This is a genomic window from Caballeronia sp. BCC1704, assembly GCF_902833455.1.
In the GTDB taxonomy this organism is placed as follows: domain Bacteria; phylum Pseudomonadota; class Gammaproteobacteria; order Burkholderiales; family Burkholderiaceae; genus Caballeronia.
In genome coordinates, this window is the sequence record NZ_CADFFT010000002.1 from 1,268,063 (window position 1) to 1,285,819 (window position 17,757).

Annotated in this window: 15 protein-coding genes and 1 tRNA gene; 1 reads left to right on the forward strand and 15 read right to left on the reverse strand. The window is 64.3% G+C overall.

What is annotated here, in order from left to right; all coding sequences use genetic code 11:
- Positions 1–10: 10 nt before the first annotated feature.
- From HWX53_RS15475 to HWX53_RS15525, 11 genes are read right to left on the reverse strand one after another with little or no spacing between them, the layout of a single operon-like run.
- Positions 11–1,195, reverse strand: a complete 1,185-nt coding sequence (locus HWX53_RS15475) for a beta-ketoacyl-[acyl-carrier-protein] synthase family protein (RefSeq protein ID WP_175942221.1) — start codon at positions 1,193–1,195, stop codon at positions 11–13.
- Positions 1,192–3,606, reverse strand: coding sequence for an MMPL family transporter (locus HWX53_RS15480; protein WP_175942222.1), 2,415 nt, complete (start codon positions 3,604–3,606; stop codon positions 1,192–1,194). Before HWX53_RS15480 ends, HWX53_RS15475 begins: the two co-directional genes overlap by 4 nt.
- A complete protein-coding gene (locus HWX53_RS15485) occupies positions 3,606–4,262 on the reverse strand; it encodes an outer membrane lipoprotein carrier protein LolA (protein ID WP_175942225.1) in 657 nt (218 codons plus the stop codon). The genes HWX53_RS15480 and HWX53_RS15485 overlap by 1 nt, the downstream gene beginning before the upstream one ends.
- Positions 4,259–4,699: a thioesterase family protein gene (locus HWX53_RS15490; protein ID WP_175942227.1), complete on the reverse strand. Its 441-nt coding sequence runs from the start codon at positions 4,697–4,699 to the stop codon at positions 4,259–4,261. Before HWX53_RS15490 ends, HWX53_RS15485 begins: the two co-directional genes overlap by 4 nt.
- Entirely contained in the window at positions 4,683–6,443 is a 1,761-nt protein-coding gene (locus HWX53_RS15495) for a glycosyltransferase family 2 protein (RefSeq protein ID WP_175942229.1), read from the reverse strand. The genes HWX53_RS15490 and HWX53_RS15495 overlap by 17 nt, the downstream gene beginning before the upstream one ends.
- The gene (locus tag HWX53_RS15500) at positions 6,440–8,131 is read right to left on the reverse strand and encodes an AMP-binding protein (RefSeq protein WP_175942231.1); all 1,692 of its coding nucleotides are present in this window, start codon (positions 8,129–8,131) and stop codon (positions 6,440–6,442) included. Before HWX53_RS15500 ends, HWX53_RS15495 begins: the two co-directional genes overlap by 4 nt.
- Positions 8,128–8,766: a hypothetical protein gene (locus HWX53_RS15505; protein WP_175942233.1), complete on the reverse strand. Its 639-nt coding sequence runs from the start codon at positions 8,764–8,766 to the stop codon at positions 8,128–8,130. Before HWX53_RS15505 ends, HWX53_RS15500 begins: the two co-directional genes overlap by 4 nt.
- Positions 8,766–9,017 carry an acyl carrier protein gene (locus HWX53_RS15510; RefSeq protein WP_175942480.1) on the reverse strand — a complete coding sequence of 84 codons (252 nt, stop codon included), beginning with the start codon at positions 9,015–9,017 and terminating at the stop codon, positions 8,766–8,768. Before HWX53_RS15510 ends, HWX53_RS15505 begins: the two co-directional genes overlap by 1 nt.
- 2 nt (positions 9,018–9,019) lie before the next feature.
- On the reverse strand, positions 9,020–9,319 hold the full coding sequence (locus HWX53_RS15515; RefSeq protein ID WP_175942235.1) for a phosphopantetheine-binding protein: 300 nt from the start codon (positions 9,317–9,319) through the stop codon (positions 9,020–9,022).
- Entirely contained in the window at positions 9,300–10,091 is a 792-nt protein-coding gene (locus HWX53_RS15520; RefSeq protein ID WP_175942237.1) for a lysophospholipid acyltransferase family protein, read from the reverse strand. The genes HWX53_RS15515 and HWX53_RS15520 overlap by 20 nt, the downstream gene beginning before the upstream one ends.
- Complete coding sequence (locus HWX53_RS15525) at positions 10,078–10,779, reverse strand: beta-ketoacyl synthase chain length factor (RefSeq protein WP_175942238.1); 702 nt, start codon at positions 10,777–10,779, stop codon at positions 10,078–10,080. The genes HWX53_RS15520 and HWX53_RS15525 overlap by 14 nt, the downstream gene beginning before the upstream one ends.
- A 456-nt stretch (positions 10,780–11,235) precedes the next feature.
- Here HWX53_RS15525 and HWX53_RS15530 point away from each other — a divergent pair, with 456 nt between their 5' ends.
- On the forward strand, positions 11,236–12,135 hold the full coding sequence (locus HWX53_RS15530; RefSeq protein WP_175942240.1) for a polysaccharide deacetylase family protein: 900 nt from the start codon (positions 11,236–11,238) through the stop codon (positions 12,133–12,135).
- Between the two features lie 679 nt (positions 12,136–12,814).
- On the opposite strand, the gene HWX53_RS15535 is transcribed toward HWX53_RS15530, so the two are convergent.
- The 4 genes from HWX53_RS15535 to HWX53_RS15550 all read right to left on the reverse strand — a co-directional run bounded on the left by HWX53_RS15535 (position 12,815) and on the right by HWX53_RS15550 (position 17,721).
- Positions 12,815–14,476: a hypothetical protein gene (locus HWX53_RS15535; protein ID WP_175942242.1), complete on the reverse strand. Its 1,662-nt coding sequence runs from the start codon at positions 14,474–14,476 to the stop codon at positions 12,815–12,817.
- 426 nt (positions 14,477–14,902) lie between these two features.
- Positions 14,903–14,998: transfer RNA gene (locus HWX53_RS15540), tRNA-Sec, on the reverse strand.
- Positions 14,999–15,053: 55 nt separating this feature from the next.
- On the reverse strand, positions 15,054–15,674 hold the full coding sequence (locus HWX53_RS15545) for a DedA family protein (RefSeq protein WP_175942244.1): 621 nt from the start codon (positions 15,672–15,674) through the stop codon (positions 15,054–15,056).
- A 43-nt stretch (positions 15,675–15,717) separates the two neighbouring features.
- Positions 15,718–17,721, reverse strand: a complete 2,004-nt coding sequence (locus HWX53_RS15550; protein ID WP_175942245.1) for a VTT domain-containing protein — start codon at positions 17,719–17,721, stop codon at positions 15,718–15,720.
- Between the last annotated feature and the right edge of the window lie 36 nt (positions 17,722–17,757).

Consider the following 17,757-nt stretch of genomic DNA (forward strand, 5'->3'; position numbering starts at 1 on the left):
CCGGTCATCGTCAACCTGCGAGAACGAGGCTGACATTGCTGCCGCCAAACGCGAAAGAGTTACTCATGACATGGCGCGTGCCCGCTTCGCGCGAGAGGAAGCGCGTTTCCTGTACGAGATCGAGCGCGGGCAGATCCGCGTCCGCCTCGCCATCCCATCGATGCAGTGGCAAGGGCAAACCGGGGCGCGCGAGCGTGAGCCACGCGAAGCCGAGTTCCGTCGCGCCGGCCGCGCCGAGCAGATGCCCCGTCAGCGGCTTCGTGCCGCTCGTCGGCACGCCTTGCGGAAAGACGCGCGCCATCAAATGCGCTTCCATCTCGTCGTTCTTGCGCGTGGCCGTCGCGTGCAGGTTCACGTAGCCGATATCGGCGGCCGCGACGCCGGCATCCGCGAGCGCCGCGCGCAACGCGAGTTCGCCTCCGACGCCGCGCGGGTCGGGCGCGGAAACATGATGCGCGTCGCTGGATTCCCCCACGCCCGCAAGACGCACGGCGCCTTCGTCGCGCGTCATCAGAAACACGGCCGCACCTTCGCCGATGTTGATGCCTTTGCGGTTGTGGCTCATGGGATTGGTGCGCTCAATACTGGTGGATTCGAGTGATTCGAAGCCTTGCAACGTGAGCTCGCACAACGTATCGACACCGCCGACGACCACGGCATCGCAAAGTCCGAGCTGCAACAGTCTGCGCGCCGCGGCAAACGCCTTCGCGCTCGACGTGCATGCCGTGGAAATAGTGAACGCCGGGCCTTGCACGTCGAGCGCGGCGGCGGCGAACGGCGCGGCCGTACCGATCTCCATCTGCCGATAGTCGAAGCGCTCGGGCAGGCACCCCTTATTTGCGCGATGCAGGAACGCCTCTTCCGCCGCCGATATTCCCGACGTGCTCGTCCCCAACACGACGCCGATTCGCGCGGAGCCGTAGCGCTCGCGCGCCGCTTCGATCTCGGCGCGGATCTGTTCAAGCGCCGCGAGCAGCAGGCGGTTGTTGCGGCAGTCGAAGCGCGCAAGCGGCCCCGTCGGCGCAATGTCGAGCGAAGTCAGCACGCGGCCGACGAACGCATCGCCGCGGCGCGTGCGCATCGGTCCCATGCCCGGCGATTGCGCCGAGGACATCGCGGACGCGATCGAATCGACGTCGCCGCCGAGCGCATTGACCATTCCGAGCGCATGCAAATAGACGGATGGCAGCGTCATGCGTGGTTTCTCCTTTCGTGCGGCATGCTCATCGGCGCGAGCAGCACCGCGACCAGAATGCCGAGCGCAAGCGTCGCGCCGAAGCTCTTCAACGCTGGCATCGCGCTCATGCCGAGCAGGCCGAACGACAACAGCGTCGTCGATGCGGAGAGCAGCACGCCCGCCCAGACCGCGCCGAGATCGGCGTCGCTGCGCAGGCATCCTTCGCGCAGGAACACGGCGTAGTTCGCGCCGACGCCGAGCACGAGCATCAGCGCGAGGCAGTTGAACAGATTGAACGGCACGCGGGCGTAGCCGAACGCCGCGAGCGTCACGCCGACGGCGAGCAGCACGGGCAGCGTCGTCGCAATGCCCCCGCGTGGCCCATAGCGCATCATCAGCAGCGCGTGCACGAGCACCAGCGCGCCGCCGAGCCACATGCCGCTATCGACGCGATACGCGCCGAAGAGCTTTGAGACGCTCGCCGCCTTGTCGACGAACGTGACGCCCTCGATTGCGCGCGCAACCTTGATGAGCGCGGGCTCGTTTTTCTGCGTCACGCGGCGCGGCATCACGATGGCAGCGTAACCGCGCTGACCGGCCGCATCGTATGGACCGAGCCACAGATGCCGAAACGGCTGCGACCACGGCGCGGCGAGCCAGCGCCCGACCGACAGCGGCTCGGCATTCGCATGGCCGAACGAAGCGATCCACGCGTCGGCGATGTCATCGCGGAAGCCGGCGCGCGAAAGCGTCGCGCGCAACGCGGCCGGATCGGCAAACACGTGTTGCGCGATGAGCGCGCGCGCTTGCGCCTGAGCCCGGGCGGACGGCACGAATTGCGTGACCGAGCGCCAGCCGTCGACCGATTGGTCGCTCGTCAGCGCATCGAGCCTTTCGCCGAGCGCTTCCGCGCGTTCCAGGACGGCTTGCTCGGACACACCCCGCACCACGAAGAACTGCGCGGTGTCTTCGACGCCGACTGCCGTGCGCACTTCGTTCTCCTGCGCGACAAGCACGGGATCGCGTTGTATCAGCAGATGGATGTCGTCGTCGCTGGTCAGACGCAGCCAGCCCGGCAGGGCGATCGCCACGAGAACGGCCGCGACGAGCCCCGCGCGCTTGCCACCGATCGCGCCGCGCCACCGTGCAAGCAGCGTCGCGGAGGACGAAAATAGGCGTCGCCGCGCGGCTTTCGGTCCCCGCACGAGCAGCGCGGGCAGCAGCGACATCACGGACGCGAACGCAACGCCGATGCCGGCCATCGCGAAACACGCGATCTGTTTGAGCGCGGGAAACGGCACCCAAGCGAGTATGGCGTAACCGAGCAGACTGGTAGCGAGCGCCACGGAGAGCGCGGGCCGCACCGATCGCGCGCCCTTTCGTGCATCCCATTCGCGTTGCGCGCCAAGATAAACCACGAAATACTGAATCGAATAATCGACGGCTTCGCCGATCAAGCTCGCGCCGAACACGAGCGTCAGCAAATGAAGCTTGCCGAACACGAGCATGGCGAACGCGAGCGCGCACACGATACCGAGCGCCGTCGACAAAAAGCCGAGCAGCAAGAGCCGCGGCGAGCGGAAGACCCACAGCATGAGAAGCGCGATGCCGCATGCCGAGGCGACGCCGATCAGATGCACTTCGCGTTCCGACGCGCTGCGCGCCGCCTGCGCGTAAAACACGGCGCCGGCTCGCGCGACCGTGGCGTCGGGCCATGCCGCCGTCACCGCTGCCTGCGCCTGCGCCGCCGCCGACAACACAGCGCGCTGCGTGCGCGATTCATAGGCCGAGCCGTGCAGCGTCGTGACGACGAGTACGCTCGTCATGTCGCCGCGATGCGCGACGAGCAGCTTGTCTTCAAGTTCCAGGCCAGATGTGGCGAGCGGCAAGTCATTGAGCCAGTGTTCGAGCCAGCCGAAGGGATCGTCGGCGAGTTGCGTCGCGAGCGGTCCGTGCACCGGGTTATAGATGCGCTGCATCAGGGCGTCAGACAGCGCCTGCACGCCGTTCGTCGCGTTGGCGAGCGCGTCGCGGTCATCGCGGGTCAGAAGCCCGAATCGATACGGCGCATATAGCGCTGCAATCTGCGCGACGTCGAACGGCGGGAGCTCCGCCGTCACGGACGCGAATGCGCCGCTTTCCCGCAGCGCGGCGCCGTAGCGCTTCGCCGCCGCCTTCGCATGGTCCGCATTGCGGCTCGAAATCAGAAACACGGTGCGATCGCCGAGCGCATTGGCGAGTCGATCCACCGCTTGCTCTGCGACCGGATCGGCTTCTGTCGCAGGCAGCAGCGCGAGCAGGTTCGTCTCCAGCGGCGACGGCCCCTGAAAGCGATAGACGCAATACCACGCAGCAACGAGTGCGAGCACGAACCACGCGGCCCGTATGGCGAAAAGCGTCACGCCGCTGCGATGCCGTTCCATCCGCATCACTGCGCTCCCAGCAAGGCACGCTCGGCGGCAGGTAGCCCGTCGAGCGTTTCGTTGTTCGTGAAGTCGATCTGCGTGACGTCCCCGCTTGCCAGATCGATCCTCAAACTTTGCAGGAACGCGCCGCCCTTCATTTGCAGCCCTTTGACGGCCTGCGCGAGTTGCGGCTGATTTGGCTTGAGATCGAGCGTCCACTGCGACGGCGAGCCTTGCGCGTCCACATCGAATTGCGAGTACAGCGCGGACAGGTCGCCGCCGAGCATGGCGCGCATCATCTTCGACACTTGCGCGACGCCTTGCACGCCTCGGGCGCTCTTGCTGCCGATGCGCTTGCCGTTCGCATCGACTTCGGCGACGCCTGCGTCCGTGATGACGAACGTGGCCTTGTAAGGCGTCAGCACGCGCCAGATCACGCCGCGTTCGCGATAGAACACGAACGTGCCCGTGCTCACGAGCGGTTGCTTCATGGCCGAAAGCGTCTGCGTCTGCGTGAATTGAGCGCGCACGCCCTTGATCTGGCCGAGCCGCGAAGCGACTTGCGAGACCAGCGCCGCATTCTGGCTTGCGCTTTGCGCGGGCGTGGCTGCGTGAAGCGCGCCTGCGTTCGCTGTCAGCAGCAAGGCGATGAGCGTGGCACGCGCACAGCGGAGTTTCATCGACGCGACCATACGCGCTCCAACTTCTCGAACACGACGGGCGGCGACACGAACTGCAACTCCTGCGTGGCGGCGTCGACGGCGACCTGAATCGTATAGCCCTTGGTCAGCCGATCGCCCGTCACGCAATCCACCAGTTCATACGCGATCTTCAGGCGGTTCTCGTATTCGAGCAGCTCCGTGCGCACGTCGATGCGCTGCCCGTATCGCGCCGGACGCACGTACTTCAGATGCGCCTCGACGATTGGCCACGCATAGCCTGACGCCAGCATGTCGCCGTAGTCGTATTCGAATGCGCGCAGCAACGCCGCACGCCCCACTTCGAAATACTTCAGGTAGTGGCCGTGCCAGCACACGTGCATTGCGTCGACATCATGAAACGGCACTTCGACCATCGCGCTCGCGGTGAGCGTCTTCTTGTTATTCAGCTGATCCATGACGCCTGCTTTCGGTGAAACTGGACCCGGGCATCGGTGCGACTTTGCCGGCACGCGCCCAGAAATCGAAGAAATTGAACCATTGATACGGCGCCTTGCGGCAATAGTGTTCGAGTCGCGACGCATAGCGCTGCGCCCACGCCGCGATGTGTTGCGCGCGCTCGCGACGCGGCAACTCGATTCGATCGGCAAATCGTTCGAGGTACATACGATACCGGCCCGCTTTCTCTTTCAGACAAAAGAAGAGATACACGGGACACCCGAGCGCGTGCGCGAGCACATACGGCCCTTGCGCGAACGGAGCAGGCGCGCCGAGAAAACGCGCCTCGGTCGTGCGGCCGGACTCGTGCGCCGGCACGCGATCGCCGACGATCACCAGCAGTTCGCCCGCGTCGATGCGCGCCTGCATCATCATCGCGGTATCGGGGCCGAAATCGCTCACGTGGATCAGATGCTTCGCGAAGTCGCCATTCGCTGACGACAAGACGCTGTTGAAGCGCCTCGCGTGCTCCGTATAGACGATGGCCGTCACCTTCGCGCGGCCATTGCGGGCGGCGAGCGCGCGCGTCATCTCGAGGTTGCCGAGATGCGCGCCAAGGACGAGCGCGCCACGCCCGCTCGCAATGAGCGCTTCAAAAGGCGCGGGGTCGTCGAAAACGGCGTCGTGATCGGCTATCCGGCCCGACCATGCCGCGAGCTTGTCGAGCCCCGACTGCGCAAACGCGAGCATCTGGCGATACGCAGAGCGCCAGCCGGCACGCGGCGTGCGTTCGCCCGGCGCTGCTTCGGCAAGACGCGTGAAATACCGGTGCGAAGCCGCGCGCGCATCGCGTCCCGTCAGCAGAAAATAGCCGACGACAGGATGAAGCCACAGCCCCGTAAATCGCATGCCGAACACGCGGCAACTGAGCGCGAACAAGGACATGCCGATGCGGCTGCCGCGCTCCGCGACGCGCCACCAGCCCGGCCCGGCGTGGTCCGCAGTGGTGATGCGCGGCATTAGCTTGTGCGCGAGCAGCATCGGCGAGCGCAGCACCATGCCGCACGCGAGCCGCGTATGGCTCGCGCTGATGCGCACGTTGTCCCACAGCACGTCGAAGTGCGATACGCCGTCGGTCGCATAGACGACGCGCGTCGGAATCGAGCGAAACGCAAGGCGTCGCCAGTAGAGACGCACGAGGATCTCGATGTCGAAGTCCATGCGCGTGCCGAGCCGCACGCTGTCGATCAGCGCGCAGGCGGCGTCGAGCGGATACAGGCGAAAGCCGCACATCGAATCGCGGATGGTGAACGACAGCGTCTCGATCCACACCCAGACATGCGTCAGATAGCGGCCGTACAAGCGCGATTTCGGGACGCTTTCGTCATAGACCGGGCGGCCCAGAATGACCGCGCCCGGCTCGGCGCGCGCCGCGTCGAGAAAGAGCGGCACGTCGTTCGCGTCGTGCTGGCCGTCGGCGTCGATCTGCAACGCGTGCGTGAAGCCCGCGCGTTTCGCCGCGCGCAGGCCCGCCATCACGGCAGCGCCCTTGCCGCCGTTCACCGGCAGACGCACGAGCGTCATCTCCTTGCGATACCGGCACGCGAGCTTGACGAGCACGGCTTGCGTGGCGGCGTCGCTGCCGTCGTCGACGACGAACATCGGCAAGCCGTGAACGCTCAGGCGCGCGACCGTATCGCCGATCGCGTCCTTGTGGTTATAGATCGGGATGACGATGCACGCCGCGATATTCGCACCGCTCATGCGTTCTCCCGATACACGATCGCGCCGGATGCGCATTCGCGTCCGTTCATGCGATAAGCGAACTGCACGCGCCGCCGCGTGGCATCGTGCGCGAGCCGCAGTTCGAGCACCGCGCCGGGCGGCACGGGCGCCATGAACTTCAGGCGATCGACGCTCTCCATTGCACGCGCCGCCGCGATATGTTCGGACGCGACGCGGATCGCCCAGTCGACCTGCACGACGCCGGGCAAAATCGGCAGGCCCGGAAAGTGGCCGGCGAAATGATCGAGCGAAGGCGGCACGCGGAGTTCATAGCGCAACGTATCGCCATCGCGCGATTCCGCGAGCAACTCGAAGCCTTCTGCGCGCGGACCGAAGGCCGCCGCGACCGCCTTGACCGGCAGCTTGCCGCGCGCATCGAACGGCAACGCGATGCGAAAGCGCCAGAAACGCGGCAATAGCACGACGTCGAAATACGCGGCGAGATGACGGCGCAGGATTTTCGCGAGCGCCACGCGACCGACGTCATCGAGCGCGGCGCGGCCTGCGTCGGTTAGCGCGATCACCGCGCCGATGCGCTCACGCGTCGCACCCGCGAGCGGGACCACGCTCGCCGCTGCCACATAGGCATGCAGCGTGAGGCGGGCTTCGAGCTCGGGCAGCGAGACGCGCTTGCCGTCGAGCTTCACGACGCGATCGAGCCGGCCTTCCAGCGTGAAGCGGCCGTTGGCGTCCAAGGCGATAGCGTCGTCCGTGCGATGCCAGTCATCGTGGCCTAGATGCGGCGAGCGCACTTCGAGCGCGCCGTCATCTGCCCGCCGCACCGTCACGCCGCTGACAGGACGCCATGCCGGCGTCTCACTCTGCCTGCGCCATGCGATGCCGCCTGTCTCCGTGCTCCCGTAGATCTCGACAGGCGCGTGGCCGAACACGGCAGCGTATTGGAGCGCGGTGTCCGTTGCGAGCGGCCCGCCCGACGAGAAGAACGCACGCGGCACAGGCGTGAGCGATGCGAAACCGGCGAGCTCGGTCCAACGCGCGAGTTGCGCCGGCGACGAGACCATGACCGTCGCGCCGCATCGCTCGATGCGCGTCTGGATGTGCTGCGGCTCGACGCAAAGCGCGCGGTCGAAAGCGCGGCCCGCCGCGAGCGGCCACAAGATGCGAAACAGAAGACCGTAGATATGACGATGCGGCACGCTCGCAAGCATCGTCGCATCGCCGATCAGCGCGCCCCAGTCGCGCTCGAGCGTATGAACTTCGGCGTCGAACTGAGCGAGGGTCTTGTGGATCGGCTTCGGCACGCCGCTGCTGCCCGACGTGTAGAGCGTGAGCGGGGCATGCGGGTCCACCCGCAGCGCAAGTGCGTCGAGTCCGCGCGTGTCGACCGTTGCAGCGGCTATGTCGGCATCGGTCAGGACGGCGTCGTAGGCGTCGGCGAGATCGGCCAGATAGCCAAGAGCGGAACTCGCGGGAATCACCGGCGTCTTGCCGCATGCGAGGAGCGCGAACAGTGCGCAGGCGAAATCGAACAGATCGTCGATCAAGAGCGCATAACGGCGCGCCGTCTCTTCGCGCGATTTCAGCGCGAGCGACGCCACCCGCGCGCGAAATGCGGCATGCGTGATGACCGCGTCGGTCGTGTCGTCGCGAGAGACGGGCGTTCGTGCATCGCGTCTTGTCGAGAACAGTTCGTGCAGCGGGATCATGACGCCTCCGCTTCCATGCGCCGCGCGCGCGGAAGAATCACGAGATAACGCCACGCGATCTCAGCTACGAGCAGCACGCCGATCAAGCCATAGGCGATCGCGCCGTTGTAGAGCGACCACGCCTCGCGCGACCAACACAGTGCCGTGTAGAGCGAGAACAAACCGTTGGCCGCGAAAAACGCGCACCAGATCTGCGTGACGCGGCGCGTGTGGCGCACGGCTGGTTCGCTCAGATCGGGCGTGCGGATGCGCGCGAATTTTTCGATCATCGACGGACCGCGCACGAGCGTCGAAGCAAATGCAATCAGTAAGCCGAGATTCACGAGAGACGGATAGATATGGAGCAACTGCTCGCTGTCGGTCCAGACGATCGCGGCCGATGCGGCGCTCAACATGAACCCGACCGCCCATTCGACGCGCGTGAGTGTGCGCAGCGAGGCGCCCAGAACGCCGGTGCCCGCGCAGCGCTGCAGCCAGACCAGCGCGAACAGCAGGCAGCCGAGATAGCGCGGCGCGTTCCAGAACCAGCCGCACAGAATAGCGGCGGGATACGCGAGCTTGAACGCGACGTTCAGCGCAAGGCCGATATGGCCGCGATGCTCGTCGTCGCCAGTCCGGGCGGTCTGCGGCTGCATCAGTCCTGCGCTGCCAGAAGCGACTCGACAGCGGCGATCACATCGCCCACCGTGCGCACGGACTTGAACTCTTCGGGCTTGATGCGGCGGCCCGTCATCTCCTGCAGCTTGATCGCGAGATCGACGGCATCAATGCTGTCCAGGTCGAGTTCTTCGAACAAATGCGCGGTCGGCGTCACGCGCTCGGGCGCGATGCCGAAGTTCTCTTTGAAGATCGCGCGGATGCGCTCAAGGATTTCGGTGTCGGTCACAATCATTCCCCTCTTGTTGCAGTGTCGTCCGATGCGCGCGCAGTCTCGCGCTGGCTTGCGACCAGTTCGGCGAGCGTGTCGATCGAGCGGAAGTGCTCGCGCGTGCGCTCGTCGTTGGCGGCGATCGTCAATTGATAGTGTTTGCGCAGCACGATGCCGATCTCGAGCGCGTCGATGGAGTCGAGACCGACGCCATCGGTGGAAAAGAGCGGCGCATCGTCGGCGATATCGTCGGGCGTCAGGTCTTCGAGATCGAGTGCTTCAATCAGAAGCCGTTTGATTTCAAACTTTAAAGAATCCATGGTCGATCAGATGCCGGGTAATGTGGGCTTGCAGCGTGTTCGTGAGGGTGCGGGCGGCGAGCGCGGGCGGTTCGTCGCGAGTGACGAGCGTGTCGGCTCCAAGCGGGTCGAGCACGCTCACGCGCATATGGAACGCGCGCTCCGGCACGTCGTGCCAGCGCATGTTTTTGGTGAACGCGGGAGGGTCGCAGTCGATCAGGACGGGCAGGATCGGCGCGCGCGATTGGAGCGCCATGTGCGCGAAACCGCGCGAAAACTCATGCAGCCGATTGCGCGCGGGACTGCGCGTGCCTTCCGGAAAAACGATCATCGTGTAGCCACGCGCGAGTTGCCGCGCGCCTTCTTCCACGAGTTCGATGGGATCCGCGTTGCTCACGTAGTCCGCCGCCCGCATGACGCCCCAGAAGAACGGATTGCTCCAGTGCGCGCTTTTGACGACGCAGCATGCGCGCGGCGTGAGCGACAAGAGCACCATGACGTCGAGCCACGTCGGATGGTTGGCGATCACGATCGCGGCGCCCTTCTCTTTGCGATTGAGCGCGTGCGCGCCGCTCACGTCGAGCTTCATCACGCGCACGCCGACGAGCACGGCGACGAGCGCGCGAAAGAACGCGTGAATGATCGCGGCGATGATGCGCTGCTTCGACGCGCGATGCGGCCACACCGAAGCAATCGGAAAAATGATCAGTGAGAAACCGAGTCCGCAGATGCCGAAGGTCGTGAACGCAAGTGCCGTCGCGACGAGGCGCCAGCAATAGTCACACGCCTTCATGCCAGTTCCATTGCCATGTCGACGTCGCGCCGCGCCATTGAACGGGCGCTTTCGCGTCCAGACACTGCCTGACCGCTTCGCTTTGCGTGACGTATTGGGCGCTCGCGAACGCGTTGCTCCGGTCATCTGTGAACCCAGTGCGCACGCATTCGAGCCGCCCGGTTTGCGCGGACGCATCGAGCAAGATCGCGAGCGCGCCGCCCTCCACTTCGTCTTCAATCGTTCCATAGGCCGCGTCGGCGGGCTCGTCGGCGTAGACGAGCAGCACCGGCGACGAGGCATCTGTCGCATATTGCGCGTGGGCTTCCAGCAACGCGTAGCCGAGCGTCTGCGCGCCCGCCGACACCGCACTCGCCGGCGCGCGGTCGCCGCGCTCGATGCCGAATACGCCGGTCATCGCGTTCAGAACGGACAGGCTGAAGCAAGTCGGCGAGACGGGTTCGCCTGCGCTGATATCGCACAGAATGCCCGTCGTGCGCCGCAGTTCGCCGTGACGCGACGCGAATACGACACGCACCGTCGGCAGCGCCGATGCGCAATCGAAGGCAACCTTGAGCGCGGCCCGCGATAGCGCACTGAGCCGGCGCCGCGCCATCGGCGCGACAAAGCTCACGTCAGGAGCGACGGTCGCGTTGGCAGGCCAAAAGGACCAGCGCGCAACCGGAATGGTCCAGTGCAAATCGGGCATATCGGTATTTGCGCGTTGAGAACAATCAGCATCGGGGCGAAATAGCCGACCGATCATTCCTTAGTAAGCAAGTGATGTAATTAAGTGGTTCGTCCAATTAACGGCACGACGCAGCGACTATTTAGCGTCTCGACGCAGAAATCTTGCGGGCGCGCGCGGTATCGCTGGCGTGGGGCGCAAATGATACCGACGTTATGGTCGACGGGAAAAGGGAAAGTGCGCAGTTCTTGCCGGTTCGTCTCTTCGACGCGACGGACATGCGCGAGACTTGCACCGCGCGCGACACATCTATCTTTCAGGGGCGGTAAAGGATGCTTTTGCCCGGCGATCTGTCGACCATTTCTCGAATTGGCGCGTCACCAAGTGCTCGCGCGCGTGATATCGTTCGCCGCTTGACTGAATTTGACACCTCGGCCAGACGTACCTCTGACCGACGTGCCGCAGGCTGCATACAAGATGAGGCAAATGATTTCGCGGCCGCCCGCCGGCGCGCCGAGACGCTGGCCGCGCACAGGCTACCCACCGATGTACGTCGCGACCTGCGCCTGGCACGGCGTCGCGCTAGTTGGATGGCTGCTGCGTCCTTCGGCGTGGCTGTGGTGGCTCGCGAGTGTCTTCGCGAGTCACATGATCGTGGTCTCGATAGGATTGTGGCCGCGCTCGACTCTTTTGGGCCAGAACTGGACCCGCCTGCCCGACACGCCCTCCAACGCAGATGCCGTCGCCCTCACGATCGACGACGGTCCCGATCCGGTCGTGACGCCGAAGATTCTGGACATCCTGGATCGGCATCACGTGCGCGCGACGTTTTTCTGCATTGGAGAACGCGCTGCGGAGCATCCGGCGCTGGTACGGGAAATCGTCGCGCGAGGTCACGCCGTCGAGAATCACACGCACAGGCACGTGCACACGTTCTCGGTCACATTGCCGTTCTGGCTCACGAAGGAAATCGCCGCCGCGCAACGGACGCTCGAAGCGCTGACAGGCGAGCGGCCCATGTTCTTTCGCGCGCCAGCCGGGTTACGAAATCTCTTTCTCGACCCGGTGCTGCAACGGCTGGACCTTCAGCTCGCGGCGTGGACGCGGCGAGGGTTCGATACGCGGGAATGTGACGCTGATCGCGTGCTCGAACGACTCGTGAATGGACTCGCCGCCCGAGACATTCTCCTGATTCACGACGCGGGCGCGGCATTGACATCGACGGGCGAACCGGTGGTGCTCACGGTGCTGCCTCGGCTCATCGACAGGGTTCGGTCGTCGGGATTGCGTTTCGTGACCTTGCGCGATGCGCGCGACGAACGGGCACCGTCTTCCTCCGGGGGTCGAACGCTCAGTGGGCATCACGACGGCGTTTGACTGGTCGTCATGCAGCATGGCAGACCGTGTCGACAACTGCATAGATGTCGGCTTGACTCGCAACGCCTGCATCTCTACCCGCCACGCTTGAAACAGAAGGGATAAGATGAGCCGCCCACTGCTCTTAATTGGGTTTGAGCCGGCTCGACTGATCGAGCGCCTCCCAGAACAACTGGTCGGCCCATCGGCAAACGCCATACCGGACCGATCAACCGACGCGCTCGAGAAGTGATGACTCCGCCGGTTATGTAGATGTTGTCCTGGACCACCGCGGCATATGCCCCGACGCGAACGGTCGTCGATGCGTCGACTGATACGCGGCATCCAGCACCTGCGCCTGCGGTTACTGCAGGTCGCAGCACTACTGCATGAGCATGCTACGAAGCTGCGCGAGCTTGGCCTCGCTCACGTTCGCGATCAACATCGCTCGTTTCAGGAAGCCTAAGGTGTTCGACCTTGCGGAGATACGACGTGTGGGTACGATCGACGATGCACCAAGCAACCCGTGCCCGGATCTCTTGCAGCGGTAGAGCAGAATCTCCACCCATACACCGATCGCAGATCGCAGCGAGCGAGGTTGCATTGCCGCTAGAGCGCTAGGCTGCGAAGACACAAGCACGTCGCTTCGCCAAGTCAGCCTGCCATGGCAGCATTCTAGCTAACCTCGCTAAATTGGACGTCAACGTAGGCGTCGCCGCCTGAATGGACTACCTGATCGCAGAACTGACGAGCCGGTGCCCGGTGCAAGGCTAACTCGCGTTTCACCAGGCTCGACGTGTGAAGGAAAGATTGCATGAACCAATCGATCGATGAACTCGAAAAATTTGTCTGATGCGTATCCCGCAATGAATGCAATGGCGAGAGGAGAAATGTCGGTTCCCGCCTGCAGGAGATTGCTGAACAAGCCTATGGAAATCCCAACGATAACCGCTGTGGTCACATGCGATCGATTGTCAACTTTCGAATATTCAGGATGAAACAGAGAGGCCGTTGTATCTGCTCTCAGCCGACGCAGAATGGACGCGCATGCGCCAAGCCATGCATAAAGAATGGGAAGAATAAAGCCAGTAACGGAAGCAACCGTCACGAGAATGATATCCCTGGCATATGTCGCCATTGCCCTCACATCTTGGGATACGGCGATTTTCTGGAAACCATGGTTGATTGCGTCCTGCGGGATCATCTTTTTTTTGTTCGCCGTTTCCCCTAGAGCGAAGATCGGCAGATCAATCTCTAACGCGTGACGGATTGAGACTGCCGAGCATTGCCAGCCTCCTGAAGGCGGTAGAGCGAAGCCGTATGTGGGGCTTACGAATTGGACCCCAACCGCCCGCACCGGCCGTTCCACCATCTGCACCGGCAGTCCGGCCGTCTGCACCGGCACTTCACTCGCTGGACAATTCTCGCCGTAGCGACTATCGACACCGCCCCAGTCTTCGCCCCAATGTTTCCCAAGCAATAAACGTCCGACGCCGTTCGGTATGCGGAAAATGAAATGTGTGATCGCTCGCGTTCTCGTGACATCGGAAAACAGTTGGCGGTTGTTTGTCGCGAAAGTTTGCAGGCTTTCTTTGATTACGACAGCGTCCGGGGAATTTTGCATTTGGACCAAGGCATCCACAGTGGCGGTCTCGTTAGCCTTGTCGATCGCCGCCGCGTAGATCTGAAGCTGATTATGCATCGACACGGCCAGAGGATCGTTTCTTTTTATCACTTCAGAAATGTCGTCTGATATCTGCTTAATGATGAACATCAAGCAGGAAACGAGCAATACGGCGAATGTCAGAACCAAGGCAGCGATTGAATAGTTGCGGATCGCAATCCTCGCTCCTTGTCTTGCTTCCGAGCTTGCTGTCTCGGCTGCTACGGGTGCAACGGACTTGGAGATTCTTGCCATTGAATCATAAAAGCGAGTTTCGACGCCATGGTGCCACTCGAGCGTGCGCTGGGCAGCCCGGGCCTGTGTGAAAGCCTCCAGGTCGCTCTTGTCTAGCGTCTTACCCGTCCGGGCAGCATGCGACACCACCTCCGAACATAGCTGAACGTCGTTGGACACCCGCTGACTTGGGTAGGGAACGACCGACACGATCCTCGCCATCGCGCAATAAAACTCGGCTTGCGCTGCCACCGTCAACCGTCCGGCCCTGAGTTGACTCTGTACATTCTGTATGGCCTGCAAGTCGCCGGCAGCTAGCTCGATTCCGGCACTTGCTCCTAGAGATATTAGTTGCTCGCACTTAGCAAAGTCTTTTTCGACACGTGAGGAATCCCTTACAATCTTCCCCTCGTCGCCGCTTGCGTCTTCAGGGTTTCCCTCGCCATCGTTCGTTTCAACGTTCACGATCGCTCTCCACGTCTTATCCGTACACCGGTTAAGGTGCATCGCACCAACTGCGACCAGTTGGAGCCTTCCAAGCGTTTCGGGGACCTATTGAATTAAGAGAAGCATAGGGGGGTTGCAAAAAATCGCAAGCCATTTCACAGCGGCGCCCTGCCGGCAGGGCATCACCCGGACCCTTCGCTTATCGGCGATCTCTCCGTGCGGCGTTGGAATTTGCAAAACTCGCTTTCCCCAGAGCAGGGAATTGATTCAGCATGATGGGCGCACGCCTTGGGGCACCCGTGCTTGCGCGCACGCTTGGCATACCCATTGAACTTCTGCGGACTGCCACAGCCTGTGGCCGACCATTTTTTTGCGGGACCCGGCGCTCGTTTCACGAGCCCGATGAAGTCGGAAGTTCCCCATGCTGGGCAGATTCACAGCAATTGGCGGAAGGCAGCAGGAGTCGAACCTACATGGGAGTGTCTGACACCCCCAACTGGGTTTGAAGCCCAGCCGCACCACCGGATACGAATGCCTTCCCCGGCTGACAGAAACGAAGGCCACGATTATAGCGGCGGAACGAAAAACGCACGCGTCAGCGCGCATCGTCGCCGGACTGCCCCGGCGTGCGTCTTCGCAGCAGACGATACGCGCAGTACAGCAACGCGACGAGCGCAAGCAGATCGATGACGGTCGCGCCATGCATCTGCAATTCCACCAGCGCGACGTGCAATTGCCGCTGGAACAACGCGCCGCCCAGCACCCAGAACGCGGACCACGCGACAATGCCCGCCGCATCCCAGAGAAGGAAAACGAGCGCGGCAATGCGCGTCGTGCCCATCAGCGGCGGCGTGACGAGTCCGAGCCCCGGCACGAACTTCGATACCGCGATGATCGGCGCGCCGTACCGCTCGAAAAGCTCGCTCGTCGTGCGCATGCCGGAATCGATCGCGTACGAGCGGCGCGCGAGCGCGGCCACGAGCCGCCGTCCGTAGATGCGCCCCGCCGAAAACCACGCGCTGTCGCCGAGCAGCGCGCCGCAAACCGCCGCGATCAGCACATGCGTGAGCGACAGCCGCCCGCTCGCGATCATCGATCCTGCGAAGACGAGCAGCGGCGCCGACGGCAGCGGCACGCCCAGCCGCGTCAGCAGCACATTGCCGAAGACCGCGGCCGCGCCCCACTGCGCTATCGCCGACGGCGGAATCTGGATCAACTGCCACCTCCGCGGCGCGCGCGCCGGCATTCGCATCGAAAAATCATTGAGTCCTCGACTGGACCAGCATCACCGGCACGCTGCCGCACCCGGCGCTGTTCGCAATTTCGATGCCGTGCCATGACGACGCATCGCCACGGTCCAGCGCCATCGCGTCGACGCGCCGGTCCGGGCGCAGCACGTTGAACGGCCACGACGGTCGGCGCAGCCGCTCATGGACGATCGAGCCGAGCCAGATAGGCGTCGGCGTGGCATCGGCGCGTTCCTTCAGCACATAGCGCGTCGGCCAGAAGCGCAGCACGTCGCGCTCGTCGGCGCCGCGACGCGAGCGCGTGAACATGAGTTTCGACGGCTCGCCGTTGTTCAGGCGCGGCAGCACAGGCAGCGCGGTCGCAGCCGCGTTCGGCGACACGACCGACATCACGCTCTTCATCGTCAGTCCGGTCGCTTGCGTCCAGCCGCGGCTCGACAGCTGCGCGCGGATCTCCGCGGGCGTCGCGGCCCATTGCACGGTGATCGGCTCGCGCCGGTCGCCGTCCATGCTCGACCGGTAGCATGAAAACGTGCGCCAGACGGTGTCCATCCACTGGATCGGCGTAATGACGACAGTCGGCGGCGCGGCGCTGTGCGCCTGCGTGTCGTCGCTCAATTGCAGGCCGACGCTCGCGCAGATCACGGCGAGGATCGCGAACGGCATCAGCGGACGGCGTCTGGGCTTGCCCGGATGCCGCCACACGGCCGTCAGCGCGATGAGAAACACCCACATGGCCGCGAGCGCCGCGCTGCCGAGCGCGTCCGAGATGGTGAAGCGTCCGAAGTAGAGGCCTGCGAGCGCGATGGCCGTCACGATGCCCGACGTCGCCGTGGCGATGCACACGCCGGTCAGCATGCCCACGCGGCGCAGCAGCAAGAACGCCAGAAAGCCGTAGATGATGACCGCCGCCGCGAGATGCGGGCTCGGAAACGTGTGCTCCACCGGCGCGAACGACAACGGCAAGCGGTGATGCGCCGTCACGCGAATCGCGGCGACGAGCAGTTGCGAAAACACGACCGCGACGACCCAGTACGCGACCGTGCGCCAGCGCCGCTCGACAATCATCCAGACGATGACGGTCGCCGCGACCGCAAGCAAGGTCGGCGTGCTGCCGAGCGCGGCGGCGCCGTCGAGGATCGAATCGGCCCACGTCGAGCGGAACGACTGCAACAGGCGGTACGTCGAGACATCCACCTGCACGAGCGACGAGCCGCGCGCCACGTTCGACATCACGTAGAAAAACGCCATCGCCGATGCGAGCAGCAACACGGAAATGGCAACGATGAGCGAAGTCGCGGGATTCGCCGGATCGAGGGCGCGCGACACGACTCGCGCCGGCGCGCCGTCGTTGCGCTGCGCCCACGCGAGCAGCCTGGCGCGCGAGGCGACCGTCCAGCCCTTCGCATGTCCGACGATCACGCGCGCCAGATTGAAGACGAGCCAGCCGATCGCCGTCACGGCCACGAGTATGACGACGAGCCGGATCGACACCGCGCCCGCCAGTTCGATGGACGCGCCGAACACCACGCCCGGCAGGATATGCAGCGGCGCCCAGATGAGCGCGCTCAGGACGTTGACCGCCAGAAAGCGCGCGGGCGTCATGCCCGACAAGCCCGCGACGACCGGCACCACGGCGCGCATCGGCGCCACGAAGCGCGCGAGCACCACGCTCTTCGCGCCGTGCGCGTGGAAGTACCGCTTGCCGGCGGCGAGCGCGCCCGGATGGCGGCGGAACGGCCACATCTGCGCGATGACATCGGCATAGCGCGCGCCGAAGCAGAAGCTCGCGGCGTCGCCGGCAATCGCGCCCGCGATCGCGCAGACGAATACCCAGCCGAGATTCAGCGCGCCCGCGCCGACGAGCGCGCCCGCGATGAACATCGCGGTGCTGCCGGGCACGAAGGTGCCGATGAATGCAACCGATTCGAGAAACGACGCGAGCAGCACGACCGCGAGCGTCCATTCGGGATGGCCCGACAGCAGATGCAGCAGCGCGTAGTAGGAATGCTCCATCGGTTCGCCTGGCGCAAAAAGCGCAGAGGGCGTGGC